Source organism: Streptomyces sp. ME19-01-6 (genome assembly GCF_033793745.1).
Taxonomy (GTDB): domain Bacteria; phylum Actinomycetota; class Actinomycetes; order Streptomycetales; family Streptomycetaceae; genus Streptomyces.
The window spans coordinates 100,952-118,513 of record NZ_JARAXF010000013.1; the positions used below are offsets into that span (position 1 = coordinate 100,952).

At 73.4% G+C, this 17,562-nt stretch carries 2 protein-coding genes; both read right to left on the bottom strand.

Going from position 1 to position 17,562, the window contains the following annotated elements; genetic code table 11:
- Positions 1 to 22 precede the first annotated feature (22 nt).
- Positions 23 to 8,302 (bottom strand): SDR family NAD(P)-dependent oxidoreductase, encoded by an 8,280-nt coding sequence (locus PV419_RS27060; protein WP_319693386.1) that lies wholly within the window; start codon positions 8,300 to 8,302, stop codon positions 23 to 25.
- 38 nt (positions 8,303 to 8,340) lie between these two features.
- Positions 8,341 to 17,562 (bottom strand): non-ribosomal peptide synthetase, encoded by a 9,222-nt coding sequence (locus PV419_RS27065; RefSeq protein WP_319693387.1) that lies wholly within the window; start codon positions 17,560 to 17,562, stop codon positions 8,341 to 8,343.

Genomic DNA, 17,562 nt, shown 5'->3' on the forward strand with positions numbered 1-17,562 from the left:
GAGCAGCTTCTCATCGCTCATGTCAGAGCCTTCCCAGCTCATCGTCGATCAGGGCAAAGAGCTCGTCCGCGCTCGCCGCGGCGACCTCGTGGTCGGGGGCCTGCTCTGCCGCGTCGTCCCCGGTGCCCAAGGTCGCCAGCAGCTCCCACAGCCGGGTGGTGACGGCCGTGCGCAGGTGGTCGTCGCCGATGGCAGCCACGCCGGCCTCCAGCCGGTCCAGCTCGGCCAGCAGCGGCGGATCGGCCACGGGCCGCTCCAAAGCGGCCCGATCCGGGGCCAGCCGCTCCAGCAGGTGCTGGGCCAGGGCGGCGAGGCTCGGGTGGTCGAAGGTCACCGTGGCGGTCAGGGTGAGGCCGGTGAGGGCGCCGAGCCGGTTGCGCAGCTCCAGGGCGGTCAGCGAGTCGAAGCCGAGGTCCGCGAAGCCCCGGGCGGGGGGCACGTCGCCAGGGCCGGACCGGCCCAGGACGGTCGCGATCTCGGCCTGCACGACCCGGCGCACCGTCAGCTCCCGGTCGTGGGCGGGCAGGGTCAGCAGCCGGTCGCGCAGCGACTGGGCGTCCTCCCGCGCCCGGCCGCCGTCGGCGACGGGGGCGCGGACCAGGCCGCGGAGCATCGCGGGCGGTTCGGTGTCGCGAACCGCGAATTCCGACGGGTCGAGCCAGGCGGGCACCAGGTGCGGCCGGTCCGCGCCGAGCCCGAGGTCGAACAGGGCCAGGCCGCCGTCCATGGGCAGCGGCCGCAAGCCCATGCGGGCCATCCGCTGCAGGTCGGCGTCGGCCAGCCGGCCGGTGAGGCCGGTGGCCTGCTCCCACAGTCCCCAGCCCAGGGAGACCGCGGGCAGCCCCCGTCCCTGCCGGTGGTGGGCCAGCGCGTCGAGGAACGCGTTGCCCGCCGCGTAGTTCGCCTGCCCGGCCAGGCCGAGGGTGGCCGACACCGAGGAGAACAGCACGAACGCCGTGAGGTCCAGGTCCGCGGTCAGCTCGTGCAGGTGCCAGGCCGCGTCCACCTTCGCCGCCAGCACCGTGTGCAGCCGCTCCGGCGTCAGCGACGCCACCGCGGCGTCCGCGAGGGTACCCGCGGCGTGCACCACGGCCCGCAGCGGCGCCGAGGCGGACACGGACGCGATGACGTCGGCCAGGGCGGCCCGGTCGGTCACGTCGCAGGCGGCCACCGCGACCGAGGCGCCCGCGTCGGTCAACTCCGCCACCAGCTCCTGTGCGCCGTCGGCGGCCGCCCCGCCGCGGCTGATCAGCAGCAGGTGGCGTACGCCGTGCCGGGCCACCAGGTGGCGGGCCACCGCGCCACCGAGTCCCCCGGTCCCGCCGGTGATCAGTACGGTGCCGCCGGGGTCGAGGGCCGGCCGGTCGGGGTCGGGCGCGGGAACCGAGCCGCGGGCGAGCCGGGGTGCGAGGACCCGGTCCGTACGCAGGGCGATCTGCGGCTCGCCGGTCGCCAGGGCGCGGACCGACGCGTCGGCGGTGAGGTCGCCGCCGCCGTCGTGGTCCACCAGCACGATGCGGCCGGGGTGTTCGGTCTGGGCCGACCGCAGCAGCCCCCACACGGCGGCGGCGGCCGGGTCGACGGCCTCGCCCGACGCCACGGCGACCGCCCGCCGGGTGGCGACCACCAGCCGGGACGGGCCGTCCGGGTGTTCCGCCAGCCACGCCTGGACGTCGCGCAGCACCGCCTCGGCCGCCGTGTGGACAGCCTCCGGCCCCCGCACCGCCTCCGGCGCCACCGGCAGCACGGTGGCGGTGGCGCCGTCGGGGCGGCCCGGCTCGCCGGGGACGGTGGTCTCGCGCCACTCGACCTGGAACAGTCTGGGGTCGAACCGCCGGGCGTCCAGGGGCCGCAGGGTGAGCGACTCCACCGCCAGTACCTCGACGCCGCTGCCGTCGGCGACGGTCAGCGCCGCCCGGTTCTCACCGGCCGGGCTGATGCGCACCCGCAGCTGGGACGCGCCCGCGCGAGCCAGCCGCACACCGGACCAGGAGAACGGCACCATGGGGCCGGTGCCCGCCTCCAGTACCAGCGGGTGCAGCGCCGCGTCCAGCAGCGCCGGGTGCACATGGAACGGCCCCGCGTCGTCGCCGAGTGCCATCTCGGCCAGCAGATCGTCGCCGTGGCGCCACACCTGCCGCAGGTTCCGGAAGGCCGGCCCGTACTCCAGGCCGCGCGCGGCGAGTTCCTCGTACCAGCCGGTGCGGTCCAGCGGCGTCGCCTCGGCGGGCGGCCACTCGGTGACGACGACACCGGCCCCGCCGGGCCCGGCGGCGCGCGCCACGCCGGTGGCGTGGAGCTGCCACTGCGCGTCGGCGCCGTCGAGGACACGGCCGTGGAGGCGCAGCGCGCGGCGCCCGACGTCGTCCGGTGCGGCCGCCGCCAGCTGCACCTCGACCTCTCCCCGCTCGGGCAGCACCAGGGGGGTGTGCAGGGTCAGGTCGTCCACCGCGGCGCCGACGCGCAGGGCCATCTCCAGCAGCGCGGTCCCCGGCACCACGATCTGGCCGAGCACCCGGTGGTCGGCCAGCCACGGCCGGGTCCGCAGCGACAGCCGTTCGGTGAGGACGGTGCCCGCGCCGTCCGCGAGCTCCACCGCGTGCCCCAGAAGCGGCTGGTCCGCGGCGGCGTCCAGCCAGTAGCGCCGGTGCTGGAAGGCGTACGTGGGCAGGTCGACGCGGGACGCCCCGGCGCCCGCGAACGCCCGGTCCCAGTCCACCTCGACCCCGCGCGCCCACACCTGTGCCAGCGACGCCAGGAACCGGTCCAGGCCGCCCTCGTCCCGGCGCAGCGAACCGGAGACCATCGTGGCCGCGGCCTCGCCCGCGCTGCCCTCCAGGCTCTCCTGGACGCTCATGGTGAGCACCGGGTGGGAGCTGACCTCGATGAACGGGCCGTAGCCCTGTTCTGCCAGCGCCTCCACCGCGGACTGGAAGTGCACGGTCTGCCGCAGGTTCCGGTACCAGTAGGCGGCGTCCACCAAGCGCTCGCCGAGCCAGTCGCGTTCGACGGTGGAGAAGAACGGCACCCGGGCGGGCTCGGGCCGTACGTCGGCGAGCACGCGGGCCAGTTCGTCCTCGATGCGCTCCACGTGGAGGGTGTGCGAGGCGTAGTCCACCGCGACCCTGCGCGCCCGGATCCCGTCCGCCTCGCACGCCGCGTGCAGGTCGTCCAGCGCCCGCGGGTCGCCGGCGACCACGGTGGAGGTGGGGCCGTTCAGCGCCGCCACGTCCAGGCGGCCCTCCCACGGCTCCAACCGGGACGCGGCCTCCGCCACCGGCAGGCCCACCGACATCATGCCGCCGAGCCCGGCCAGCCCCTTGGCGATGGCCTGCGACCGCAACGCGACCACGCGCGCCGCGTCCCTCAGGGACAGCGCCCCGGCCACGCACGCCGCCGCGATCTCGCCCTGCGAGTGGCCCACGACCGCCGCCGGCTCGACGCCGTACGACCGCCACAGCGCCGCCAGCGACACCATCACCGCCCACGACGCGGGCTGCACCACGTCCACCCGCTCCAGCGTCGGCTCGCCCGGCAGCTGCCGCAGCACGCCCTCCAGGTCCCAGTCGACGAACTCGGCCAGGGCCGCGGCGCATGCGGCCAGCCGCTCGGCGAACACCGGTGCGCAGCCGAGGAGTTCCACGGCCATCCCGGCCCACTGCGAGCCCTGGCCGGGGAAGACGAACACCACACGGCCGTCGGTGTGCCGGGCCACGCCGCTCACCGCGCCCGGGCCCTCCCCGCCGTGCGCCAGCGCGTCCAACCCGGCCACCAGGGTGTCCCGGTCGGCGGCCACCACGACGGCGCGGTGCTCGAACGCGCTGCGCGCGGTGGCCGCCGACCAGCCGACGTCGGCCGGGCGAAGGTCCGCGCCGGCCGCCACGTGGGCCCGCAGCCGCCCGGCCTGGGCGCGCAGCGCGGCCTCGGACCGGCCGGAGAGCACCACCGGCACCGGGGAGGCCTCAGCGGGCCGGTCGGTGTCCCCGGCGTCCGCGGGCGGCTGCTCGATGATCACGTGCGCGTTGGTGCCGCTGATCCCGAAGGAGGAGACCCCGGCCCGGCGCGGCCGCCCGGCCTCCGGCCAGGGCCGTCGCTCGGTCAGCAGCTCGACCGACCCCGCGGACCAGTCCACGTGCCGCGAGGGCTCCTGGACGTGCAGGGTGGGCGGCAGCACACCGTGCCGCATCGCCATCACCATCTTGATGACACCGGTCACCCCCGCCGCGGCCTGGGTATGGCCGATGTTGGACTTCACCGACCCCAGCCACAGCGGCCGCTCCCGCTCCTGCCCGTACGTGGCCAGCAGGGCCTGCGCCTCGATGGGGTCGCCGAGCGCGGTGCCGGTGCCGTGCGCCTCCACCGCGTCGACGTCCGCGCCGGACAGTCCGGCGCTCGCCAGCGCGTCGCGGACGACCCGCTGCTGCGAGGGGCCGTTGGGCGCGCTGAGTCCGTTGGAGGCGCCGTCCTGGTTGACCGCCGAGCCGCGCACCACGGCCAGCACCCGGTGCCCGCCTGCCCGCGCGTCCGCCAGCCGCTCCAGCACCACCACCCCCACGCCCTCAGCCCAGCCGGTGCCGTCGGCCGCGTCCGAGAACGCCTTGCAGCGGCCGTCGGGCGACAGCCCGCCCTGCCGCGAGAACTCCACGAACATCCCGGAGGTGGACATCACCGTCACTCCCCCGGCGAGGGCCAGCGAGCACTCCCCCGAGCGCAGCGACCGCGCCGCCAGGTGCAGCGCCACCAGCGACGACGAGCACGCGGTGTCCACGGACACCGCCGGGCCCTCCAGCCCGAGGGCGTACGCGACGCGGCCGGACGCCACGCTCGGGGCTCCGCCGGTCAGGGCGTGTCCGCCGAAGCTGTCGGAGGTCTGGTGCAGCGGGGGCACGTAGTCCTGGTCCATGACACCGGCGAAAACGGCCGTGCGGCTGCCGCGCAGCGACGCCGGGTCGATCCCGGACCGCTCCAGCGCCTCCCACGACACCTCCAGCAGCTGCCGCTGCTGCGGGTCCATCGCCCGGGCCTCGCGCGGGCTGATCCGGAAGAAGTCGGCGTCGAAGTCCAGGGCGCCGGACAGGAATCCGCCGGTGCGGACGTTCCCGGTGTCGGCCGGCTCCAGGCTCCAGCCGCGGTCCTCCGGGAACGCCGTGATGGCGTCCGCCCCGTCGGCGACCAGCCGCCACAGCTCCTCGGGGGACGCCACGCCGCCCGGCAGCCGGCAGGCCATGCCCACGATCGCGATGGCGTCGGCGTCGGCGTCTATGCCCTCGGCGGCCGGACCCGCGGCGGACCGCTCCCGGTCCGGGCCGCCCCGTCCGGACAGCTCCTCGTCCAGGTGCCGCACCAGCGCGGTGGGGGTGGGGTGGTCGAACAGCAGTGTGGTGGGCAGCCGCAGCCCGGTGGCGCGGCCCAGCCGCCTGCTGAGCTCCACCGCTGTCACCGAGTCGAAGCCGAGCTCCTTGAACGTGCGGTCGGGATCGACCGCGCCCGGCCCGTCGTATCCGAGGACGGCCGCCGCCTGGGACAGCGTCAGATCCCGCAGCTCTTCCCCGCCCGGAGCGGACGGCGCGGCGCCCGGCGGTTCGCTCGCGGCCCGGGCGGGCATCGGCGTCGGCGCCGCGCGCTCACCGCGCGGCACGGGCCGGGCCGGGCCGTCGCCCGCGATCCAGTAGGGCTGCCGCTGGAAGGCGTACGGGGGCAGCTCCACGGCCCGCGCCCCGGTGCCCTCGAACAGCGGCCGCCAGTCGACCGCGCCGCCCTGGGCGTACACCTCGGCCAGGGACAGCAGCAGCCGCCGGGGCCCGTTGGCGTTCCGGCGCAGCGTGCCCTGCACCACCGCGCCCGCGGCCCCGTCGACGGTGTCCACGGTGGACTGCATGGCCATGGTCAACACCGGATGCGGGCTGACCTCCAGGAACACCCGGTGGTCATCCTCGGCCAGCGCCCGGACGGCCTCCTCGAGCCGCACCCGCTCCCGCAGGTTCCGGTACCAGTACGCGGCGTCCAGCCGGTCGGTGGCCAGGCGGCCGCCGGTCACGGTGGAGTAGAACGCGACCTCGCGGTCCCGGGCGGTGACCCCGGCGGCGGCCCGGAGCACCTCGTCGCGGATCTCCTCCACCTGTGGGGAGTGCGAGGCGTAGTCGATGGGGACGATCCGGGCGCGGACGCCGCGGGCCTCGCACTCGGCCACCATCTCGTGGACGACGTCCACCGGGCCGGAGACGACGACCGCGTCCGGGCCGTTGACCGCCCCGATCGTCACCCGCTCCTGGTCGACCTCGTCCACCGGCAGCGCCAGCAGCGCCATCGCGCCGCGGCCGGACAGCCGGGCGACGATGGCCCGGCTGCGCTCGACCATCAGCCGCATCGCGTCCTCCAGGGACACGATCCCCGCCGCGCAGGCCGCGGTGATCTCCCCCTGGGAGTGGCCCGCCACGGCGGACGGGGCGAGCCCGACCGCACGCCACACCTCGGCCAGCGACACCTGCACCGCGAACAGCGCGGGCTGCATCACATCCATCCGCTTCAGCGCGGCCTCGTCCGCGAGCACCTCCCGCAGCGACCAGTCGACCAGACCGTCCAGCAGCCGGGCGCAGGCGTCCATGCGCGCGGCGAACACCGGCGAGGAGTCCCACAGGTCCAGCGCCATCCCGGCCCACTGCGGCCCCTGGCCGGGGAAAACCCACACCACCCCGGTCGCGGGCCCGGTCGCGCCTTCCACCACGTGCGGCGACGGCTCGCCCGCCGCCACCGCCGCCAGACCGGCCAGCAGCTCGGCGCGGTCCGCGGCCACCACGACAGCGCGGTGCTCCAGCGCCGACCGGGTGGTCACCGTCGCGTAGCCGACGTCCGCCGGCCGCAGCCCGGGGGCGGACGCCACCGCCTCCCGCAACCGCTCGGCCTGGGCCCGCAGCGCGGCCTCGGTCCGGCCGGACACCACCACCGGCACCCAGAACGCCTCGGCGGGCTCCGTCATGGCGTCCGCCCCGGGCGCTTGGTCCTCCTCGGGCGCGGTGGGCGCGTCCGCCACCACCAGGTGGCAGTTGGTGCCGCCCAGGCCGAAGGAGCTGACGCCCGCGAGCCGGGGGCCCTCGGGCCACGGGCCGGGGGCGTCGTTCACCCGCAGCTTCCACCGCTCCATGGGGATCGCCGGGTTCGGCTCGGTGTAGTGCAGGCTCGCCGGGAGGACGCCGTGCCTGAACGCCAGCGCCACCTTGATGAGCCCGATGACGCCCCCGGCCCCGTCCAGGTGTCCGATGTTGGTCTTCACCGATCCGACGAGCAGTGGCTGTCCGTCGTCCCGGCCCTCGCCGAGCACCGCGCCGAGGGCGCCCGCCTCGATGGGGTCACCCGCCTTGGTCCCGGCGCCGTGCAGTTCGACATAGCGCACCCGCTCCGGGTCCACGCCCGCCCTGGCGTAGGCGTCGCGCAGCAGCTCCCGCTGGGCGTCGCCGTCGGGGACGGTGAGGCCCTCGCCGCCGCCGTCGTTGTTGACCGCGCCGCCGAGCAGGACGCAGTGCACCGGGTCACCGTCGGCGACGGCGTCCGCGAGGCGCTTGAGGACGACCACGCCGCCGCCCTCGCCCCGGACGATGCCGTTGGCGCGCGCGTCGAAGGTGTGGCAGCGGCCGTCCGGGGACAGGGCGCCCGCGCGGGCGAAGGCGAGCGTGCTGTCCGGCGCGAGGTTCAGGTGGACCCCGCCGGCCAGGGCCAGCCCGGTGGCGTGCGCCAGCAGGCTCTCGCACGCCAGGTGCACGGCGACCAAGGAGGAGGACTGCGCCGCGTCCACGGTGAGGCTGCGCCCGCGCAGACCCAGGTGGTACGAGACCCGGTTGGCGATCAGGCCGCGGCTGAGCCCGGTCAGCGAGTGGTGGGACACCGCGTCCTGGCCGCGCGCGTGGACCAGCGCGGCGTAGTCGTCGCCGGTGGCGCCGAGGAAGACCGCGGTGGAGCCGCCGCGCAGCCGCTCCGGTACGACACCGGCGTGCTCCAGCGCCGTCCAGCTCAGCTCCAGCGCCAGCCGCTGGCGCGGGTCCATCGCCGCGGCCTCGCGCGGGGAGATGCCGAAGAACCCGGGGTCGAAGTCGGCGACCCGGTCCAGGAAGCCGCCCCGCCGCAGGCCCGGCGCGTCGAGTTCGCCGGGAACGCCGTCGGGATCCCACCGTCCCGCCGGCACGTCGGTGATCGCGTCCACGCCGTCGCGCAGCAGCTGCCAGAAGGCGTCGAGGTCGTCGGCGCCCGGGACCCGGCAGGACATGCCGACGACCGCCACCGCGCGCTCGATCGGATAACTCGCGGGCATGAGGTGTTCCTCCCCCTGTCGTTCCTGTTCCGGGTCGCTCAGTGGGCGACGGAGTCGGAGGCGTCCGTACGCGGCTCCCTGGCCCGGTCGCGCAACCGGGCCGGATTCGCGTCGGGGTCCCGGGCGATCTCCCGCAACAGCCGCTCGTAGGAGCGCGCCATGTCCGCCGCGGTCTCACCCGCGAACAGGTCGGTGCTGTACTCCAGGTAGCCGCTCAGGCCGGACGCCGTCTCCACCGCGGTCAGGTTGAGGTCGTACTTGGCCGTTCGGGAACCGGTGTCCACCGGGGAGATCCGCAGGTCGTCGGCGTCGTCTCCGCCCGCCGCCGGCGCCGGATTCGGCACGAGGTTGACCATCGCCTGGAACAGCGGGGAGTGCGCCGGGTCGGGCTCGGGCACCAGCTCGCGGACCAGCTCGGTGAAGGGCAGGTCCTTGTGCTCGTGGGCCTCCGCGGTGACGTGCCGGGCCTGCGCCAGCAGGTCGGTGAAGGCGCGGTCCGGGGCGATGTCCAGGCGGATCACCAAAGTGTTGACGAAGTAGCCGACGAGCCGCTCCAGTTCGGCCCCGGGCCGGTGGCTGACGGGGGAGCCGATCGCCAGCTCGCGGTCGTCGGTGTGGCCGCCCAGCAGTACGGCGAACGCCGACAACAGGGTCATGTAGAGACTGCCGCCGTGCTGCCGGCTCAGCTGCTGGAGCCCGGTGAGCACGTCGAGAGGCACGCCGAAGTCCACCGAGGCGCCCTGGTAGGACTTCACCGCGCCCCGCGGCCGGTCGGTGCGCAGCGACAGGCTCGCGGGCAGCCCGTCCAGCTGCCGCCGCCAGTAGGCGCACTGCCGGTCGAGTTCCGCGGTGCCGACCACCTGTCGCTGCCAGCGGGCGAAGTCGGCGTAGGCGAGCGGCAGGTCCGGCAGTTCCGGCTGCGCGCCGCGGCTCAACCCCCGGTACAGCGCCATCAGTTCGGTCAGCACGATGGCCAGCGACCATCCGTCGAAGACGCCCCAGGGCCTGGTGAGGACGAAAACGTGCTCGTCGTCGGCCACCGGCACCAGGTGGACACGCACCGGGTACCGGCCCTGCGGTGCGAACGGACGCGTCCGCTCCTGCCGCAGCCACTGTGTGAGGGCGTCGTCGTCCGCGATCGGCTCGGTGACGTTCAGCTCGAAGCCCGTGGCGTCCCCGACCCGCTGGGTGACGGTGCCGTAGCGGCGGACGTAGCCGGTACGCAGGATGGGGTGGCGTGCCACGAGGGCACGCGCGGCGCGCGTGAAGGCGTCGCGGTCCAGCGGGCCCTCGATCCGGTACGCCAGCTGGACGTTGTCGTACGACGCGGGCAGGTGCCAGGGGTGGTTGAGGAACCACAGGTCGCCCTGTTGGAGGGCGAGCGGCGCCTCCTCGCCGTCCCGCACGGGCACCGCGGGGACCAGCGGCACGCCGTCCGCCGCGGCCTGCTCCTCCTCCAGCGCCGCGGCCAGATCGGCGACGGTGACGCCGGTGAGGATCAGCTGGAGCGGCAGTTCCCGGCCCAGTTCCTGCCGCACCCGCAGGTTGAGCCGGACGGCCAGCAGGGAGTGCCCGCCGAGGGCGAAGAAGGTGTCCTCCAGCCCGACACGGCTGAGGCCGAGCACCTCTTCCAGGATCCGGCACAGCGCCCGCTGGGTCTCGGTCCGCGGGGCGACGTACGCCTCCTTGGCCACGGCGTCCTCGTCCGGGACGGGCAGCGCGCGCTTGTCGACCTTGCCGTTGAGGGTGACGGGCAGCTCCTCCAGGAGCATGAACACCCCGGGGACCATGTACTCCGGCAGCCGGCTGGAGAGGTGGTCCCTGAGCGGGCGGGCCATGGCGGGGGCGAGGTCGCCGATGCGTACGGTGTTCGCCAGGTGGGTGGCGCGGTAGGGGGCGTGGGCCTGGACGCGGGGGAGGCCGTGCTTGCCGAGGACGAGGTCCAGGCCGTCGGGGCGGTCTTGGGACCAGGTGGGTGCGACCTGGTAGCCGAGGTGTTCGGCGTGGCGCAGGACGGCCTCCAGCTCGCGGACGGCGGTGGCGGCTTCGGGGGACACCCGGGCGCCGTCCGGCAGGGGGTCGATGTCGTGGGTGGGTGCCCAGCGGGTGAGGACGTCGCTGATGCGGACGTCGTCGGCGATCCGGGGGTTGGTCAGACCGGTGACGCCGAACCGGTCGGGAGTGGCGGCGTCCTCCAGCAGGGTGCGCAGGTCGCCGGGGGTGGTGGCTCGGAGCCAGGGCAGGTCCGGTTCTGCCGCGGAGGGGGTGCCTTTGGTGAGGATGACGTCGTAGCGGTAGGCGAGCATCTCGTTGTCGCCCACTCCGCGTTTGACCATCACGTCGACCGTGCCCAGCTCGGGGAAGTGGCGGGTGAGCTGGGTGAAGTAGGTGGGGCTGAAGAGGAGTTCGCTTTCGTGCCGGCGGCGGCGCTGGACCTGGGCGCTCAGGTCGGCGGCGGTGGTGCGGCCGGTGGCGCGGCCGCGTTCGACTGCGATCAGGTGGGGGGTGAGCAGGTCAAGGTTGCGTACGTCGCCGATGAGGATGCGGCCGCCGTCCGCCATCAGGGGCAGGATGCCGGTGAGGGCCTGTTCGAGGTAGAGCCGGTTGGGGAAGTACTGGGCGACGGAGTTGATCACCACGGTGTCGAAGCCGGCCTCGGGCAGGTCCGCCACCGACAGGGCGTCGCCTTGAGCCAGGGTGACGTGCGACCAGCCGCGGCGTTCGACGCCCTGGCGTACATCGGCCAGCGCGGAGGCGGACAGGTCGACGGCGTGGACGCTGCGGCAGGCGTCGGCGTAGCGGAAGAGCAGGAGCCCGGTGCCGCAGCCGATCTCCAGCAGCCGCTGGGGCCGGAGCTGGTGGATGCGCTGGACGGTGCCGTCGATCCACTCGATCATGTCCGGCTCGGGGATAGGCCGGCCGGTGTAACTACTCTCCCAGCCCGCCAGGTTGAGATCATCAGTGGTGCGCTGGGATCCCGCGTACTCGTCGTCGAAGACCGCCTGCCACTGGTTCAGCAGGAGGGTGTTCTGCTCCTGGGCCGCGGCGTCCAGCCATCGCCGGGTGGGGCTCAGGTAGGCGACCAGGGTGCGGCCGTCGGCGGATCCCTGGGGGACGACCACGCCTTGGGCGACGTCCTGGTGTTGGGCCAGGGCGGCTTCGATCTCGCCCAGTTCGATGCGGAACCCGCGGATCTTGACCTGGTCGTCGTTGCGGCCGACGTACTCCAGCGAGCCGTCGGGAAGCTGCCGCGCCAGATCCCCGGTCCTGTACATCCGCGCGCCCGGCTGCCCGGCGAACGGGTCGGGGAGGAAACGCTGATCGGTCAGTTCCGGGCGGTTGAGGTAGCCGCGGGCCACACCCGCGCCACCGACGTACAGTTCGCCGACCGTGCCGAGGGGGGCCGGGCGGCCCCGGCCGTCCAGCACATAGATGCGCAGGTCGGGGATGCGCACCCCGATGGGGCTGGCGGAACCGTCGGTATCGGCCACGGTCAGCGGCCGGTAGGTCACATGCACCGTGGTCTCAGTGATCCCGTACATGTTCACCAGACGGGTGTCCTGGTTGACCGGGCGGCCCAGCCACGGCTTGAGCGCCGCCACATCCAACGCCTCACCACCGAACACCACCGTCCGCAACCGGTGCGCACCACCCCCCTCCCCCTGCGCGGCGATCAACTGCCGAAACGCACTCGGCGTTTGATTCAGCACCGTCACCCCGGCCGAGCACAACAACTCATAGAACTCCGCGGGACTGCGCGTCACCCCCTGCGGAACCACCACCAACCGCCCGCCGTACAGCAGCGCACCCCACATCTCCCACACCGAGAAATCGAAAGCGAACGAGTGGAACAACGTCCACACATCCTCACTCCCGAAACCGAACCAACCCTCAGTGGCCGAGAACAACCGCGACACATTCCGATGCTCCACCAGCACACCCTTGGGCGCCCCGGTGGATCCGGAGGTGTAGATCACGTAGGCGAGGTCGGTGGGCGCCGCCCCGGTCCGGTCCAGGTCGCCGTCCGGCAGGCTCTCCCACGCCGTGGCGTCGGCGTGGATGTCGACCACGGGGATGCCGGCGGTCTCCAGCCCGTCGGGGAGGGGTCCGTCCGCCAGCAGCACCCGGGGCGCGCTGTCCTCGAGGATGTAGCGCAACCGCTCCACCGGAACGGCCGGGTCGATGGGCACGTACGCGCCGCCGGTCTTGAGCACCGCCAGCACACACACCACCAACTGCTCACTGCGCGGCAGACACAATGCCACCAGCACATCCCGGCCCACACCCAACCCACGCAGATGACGCGCCAACCGGTTCGCCCGCGCATTGAGCTCCCCGTACGTCAGCGACCGACCCTCGTACTCCACCGCCACCACATCCGGCGAGCCGGCCACCACCCCCTCGAACCACCCGTGAACACACCGCTCCCGCGACTCCACACCGCCCGGCAGCTCGTTCCACTCGGTCAGAACCCGGTGGCGCTCGGCGGCGGGCAGGACGTCGACGGCGAGCGCGTCGGTGCCGGTGCCGTCGTCGACGGCGAGGGCGGCGACGATGCCGGCCAGCGCGGTCTCCACATAGTCCACGACCAGGTCGCACGGCACGGCGTCGTCCACCCGTACGTGCAGGGACAGTTCACTGCCGAAGTCGTCCAGGGACAGCGACAGGGGGTAGTTGATGGCGTCGGTCTCCCCCAGCCAGTGGATGCCCTGGTCCTCCAGGCCGGGCGCGGCCGGGCCGCCGTGGCCCGGTTCGAAGTGGCGGACGTTGACGACCGAGCTGAACAGGGTGTCGCCGCCCAGGCCGCTGCTGCCCTGGGCCACGCTCAGCGGGGTCTGCTCTCGGGCGATCAGCTCCTGCAACCCGCTGTCGACCTCGGCGATCAGGTCCCGTACGGTCTTGTCGGCGAGACGGACCCGCAGGGGCAGGGTGTTGATGAAATTGCCCAGCATCCGCTCCACCCCGGGCACGCCCTGCAGGCGTCCGGACATCACGGTGCCGAGGACGATGTCGTCCCGACCGGTGGCCGCGGCCACCACGCATGCCCAGGCGGCGTGGAAGAGGCAGGCGGGGCTCAGGCGCAGCCGCTGGGCCTGGGCGCGTATCTCACGCGTGAGGTCCGCGGGCAGGGCACGGCGCAGCTGCGGGTACTGGTGGCCGTCGCCCCGCACGTTCGTCAGCCCGAACGGCGTGGTCGGCTCGGCCACATCGCCCAGAGCGGCCTGGAAGTGGGCCTCCACGTCCTCGGAGGCCATCCGGTGCAGGGTGTGGGCGACGAAGTCGCGGTACGGGGCCGGAGGAGCCAACTCGTCCGCGCGACCCCTCATGTGGGCCGCCATCTCCTGGAGGAACAGCCGTAGCGTGGTGGCGTCCTCGATGAGGTGATGTGCGCTCAGCAGGAGGTAGCGGCGGTCGGAACACGGGTCCTCGGCGATGAGGAGGCGCAGCAGCGGCGCCTGGTCCACCGCCAGGGCCCGCGGCCGGTCCATCAGCGCCTGCGCCTGCCGAGCAGCGTCCTGGTCGTGGTCCTGGTCCAGCCGGGTCCGCTCCACGGCCAGGCGTGCGGTGCGCTGCACGACCTGCACCGGCTCGGGCAGCCCCGTCGTACGCACGGCGGTGCGCAGGACGTCGTGCCGGTCGATCAGCGCCTGCAACGCCTGGGTGAACCTGTCGCATGCCTTCTCGTCGTCGGCGGCCAGGAGGATGGAGACCAGGTACGGGTCGTTGTCCGGGTCCAGCAGATGGTGGAAGAGGATGCCCTCCTGCGCCGGCGCCAGCGGATAGATGTCCTGAACGTTCGCCGCGCCACCGGGCACGCTCGCCACGATCGCGTCGATCTGCTCCTGGCTCAGCTCCACCAGCGGCAACTGGCCCGGGGTGATGCGCTCAGCCCCCTCCTCGATCAGGTTCGCCGGCGGCTCGTACGCCGGAGCCGCCACGCCGCGATCGATCTCCGCCGCCAGCCGGGCCAGCGTCGGGCTGGCGAACACGCTGCGCACCGGGACGTCGAAGCCGAGCTCCTTGAGCCGGGCCACCAACACCGTGATCAGCAGCGAATGCCCGCCCAGCTCGAAGAAGTTGTCTCCCGCGCCGACCCGCTCCTCTTCGAAGCCCAGCAGGTCCGCCCACACCGCCGCCAGCGCCCGCTCGGTGACCGTGCTCGGGGCCACGTACTCCCGCCGCGCATACGCGTCGATCCCCGGTGCGGGCAGCGCCCTGCGGTCCAGCTTGCCGTTCGCCGTCAACGGTAATGTGCGAAGGGCCACGAACGCGCTGGGCACCATGTACTCCGGCAGCAGCCGCTCGCCATGCCGCCCCAGCTCGGCCCGCAGGTCCTGTTCCAGGTGCCCGTCCACCGGGACCACGTACGCCACCAGCTGTTTGCTGCCGGGCTGGTCCTCACGGACCACCACCACGCACGAGGCCACCGCCTCATGCCGACCCAGGGCGGCCTCGATCTCGCCGAGCTCGATGCGGAACCCGCGGATCTTGACCTGGTCGTCGTTGCGGCCGACGTACTCCAGCGAGCCGTCGGGAAGCTGCCGCGCCAGATCCCCGGTCCTGTACATCCGCGCGCCCGGCTGCCCGGCGAACGGGTCGGGGAGGAAACGCTGATCGGTCAGTTCCGGGCGGTTGAGGTAGCCGCGGGCCACACCCGCGCCACCGACGTACAACTCACCCACCGCACCGACCGGCACCGGCTCACCCTGCCCGTCCAGCACATAGATGCGCAGGTCGGGGATGCGCACCCCGATGGGGCTGGCGGAACCGTCGGTATCGGCCACGGTCAGCGGCCGGTAGGTCACATGCACCGTGGTCTCAGTGATCCCGTACATGTTCACCAGACGGGTGTCCTGGTTGACCGGGCGGCCCAGCCACGGCTTGAGCGCCGCCACATCCAACGCCTCACCACCGAACACCACCATCCGCAACCGGTGCGCACCACCCCCCTCCCCCTGCGCGGCGATCAACTGCCGAAACGCACTCGGCGTTTGATTCAGCACCGTCACCCCGGCCGAGCACAACAACTCATAGAACTCCGCGGGACTGCGCGTCACCCCCTGCGGAACCACCACCAACCGCCCGCCGTACAGCAGCGCACCCCACATCTCCCACACCGAGAAATCGAAAGCGAACGAGTGGAACAACGTCCACACATCCTCACTCCCGAAACCGAACCAACCCTCAGTGGCCGAGAACAACCGCGACACATTCCGATGCTCCACCAGCACACCCTTGGGCACACCGGTCGACCCCGACGTGTAGATCACATACGCCGCGTCGGACGGCGTGGACCCGACCTCGACGGGATCCAGGTCGCCGTCCGGCAGGCCCTCCCACGCCTCGGCGTCCGCCCGTACGTCGACGACCGCGATCTGGGCGGTGTCCAGCCCCTCAGGGACCCGCCCGTCGACGACCAGCGCCCGCGGCGCGCTGTCCCGCAGCACGTGGTCGAGCCGCTCCACGGGAACCGCCGGGTCCAGCGGCACGTACGCGCCGCCGGCCTTGAGCACCGCCAGCACACACACCACCAACTGCTCACTGCGCGGCAGACACAACGCCACCAGCACATCCCGGCCCACACCCAACCCACACAGATGACGCGCCAACCGGTTCGCCCGCGCATTGAGCTCCCCGTACGTCAGCGACCGACCCTCGTACTCCACCGCCACCACATCCGGCGAGCCGGCCACCACCCCCTCGAACCACCCGTGAACACACCGCTCCCGCGACTCCACACCGCCCGGCAGCTCGTTCCACTCGGTCAGAACCCGGTGGCGCTCGTCCTGCGGCAGCATGGCCAGCCGGGAGACCTTCTCCTCCGGGTCGGCCGCGACGGAGGCGAGGAGAGCGGTGTAGTGGCGGATGAACCGCTCAATGGTGTCCGCGTCGAACAGGTCGGTGTTGTACTCGACGGTGCCGTCCAGCCCGTCCGCGGTCTCCTGCAGGTCGATGGTGAGCTCGAACTTGGCGACGGGGACGTCGATCCCGAGAGGGCGGAACTCCAGCCCGCCGACCTTGATCACTCTTTGGCCCTGCGCCTCTTGCAGCACGAACATCGTCTGGAAGGCGGGCGAGTGGCGGCTGAGATCACGTTCGAGCTTGAGCGCGTCCACCACGGCCTCGAAGGGCACGTCCTGGTGGTCGTACGCCTCCAGCGCGGTCTTGCGCACCTGCGTCAGCAACTCGGCGAAGGCCGGATCGCCCGACAGGTCCGTACGGATGACCAGGGTGTTGGCGAAATAGCCGATGAGCCCTTCCAACTCCGGCCGGTTGCGGTTGGCCACCACCGTGCCCACGGCGATGTCGGTCTGCTGGGTGTAGCGGTGCAGCACGACGTGGTAGGCCGCCAGCAGCGTCATGTAGAGCGTGGCGTCGTGCCGGGCGCCGGCCTCCCGCAGCCGGTCCACCAGCTCGGCCGGGCAGCGGAACCGCTCACGCGCCCCCCGGTAGGTCTTGACCGGCGGGCGCTGCCGATCGGGCGGCAACGACACCCTGGGGTCGACGCCGACGAGCTGCTGCCTCCAGTACTCCACCTGGCGGGCCTTCTCCTGGCCGGCGAACCAGTCGCGCTGCCAGTGGGCGAAGTCGGGGTACTGGACGGGCAGCGACTCCAGGGGCGAGGGGCGGCCGGCGCTGAACGCCTCGTACAACACGCCCAGCTCGCGGTACAGGACGCCGAACGACCAGCCATCGCCCACACCGTGGTGCACCGTGATCACCAGGACGTGTTCCTGTTCGGCCAACCGCAGCAGCCGCGCCCGGATGAGCGGGCCACGCTCCAGGTCGAAGGGTGTGACCGCCTCCTGCTCGACGATCCGGGACAGACGCGCCGGATCGTCGAGGTCCGCTACACCGACCGTGAAGTTCCCGCCGTCACCGATGTGCTGGTACGGCACACCGTCGCGGACCACGAACCGGGTGCGCAGCGCCTCATGCCGTCGCACCACCTCCTCCAGCGCCCTGATCAGCGCCTGCCGGTCCAAGGGCCCCGACAGCCGGGTCGCCCCGGGGAGGTTGTAGGCCGAAGCGGCGTCGGCCCCGTCCAGCTGCGCCAGGAACCACAGCCGCTGCTGGGTGAACGACAACGGGACCAGCCCGTCGGCGGGCCGGGCTGCCCGCGGGATGACGTCGAGCAGGGAGAGGTCGACACCCTGCTTCTCCAGCAACGCCCGCACCGCGCGCTGCCGCTTGGCCGGGAGCGCCCTGATCCGCCGGATGAGCTCCAGCCCGGCCAGGTCCTGATGGGTGGTCGTCAT

Bases quoted from the DNA above. Each gene is read 5' to 3' on its own strand.
- PV419_RS27065 (WP_319693387.1), bottom strand. From the start codon at position 17,562: ATGACGACCACCCATCAGGACCTGGCCGGGCTGGAGCTCATCCGGCGG.
- PV419_RS27060 (WP_319693386.1), bottom strand. From the start codon at position 8,302: ATGCCCGCGAGTTATCCGATCGAGCGCGCGGTGGCGGTCGTCGGCATG.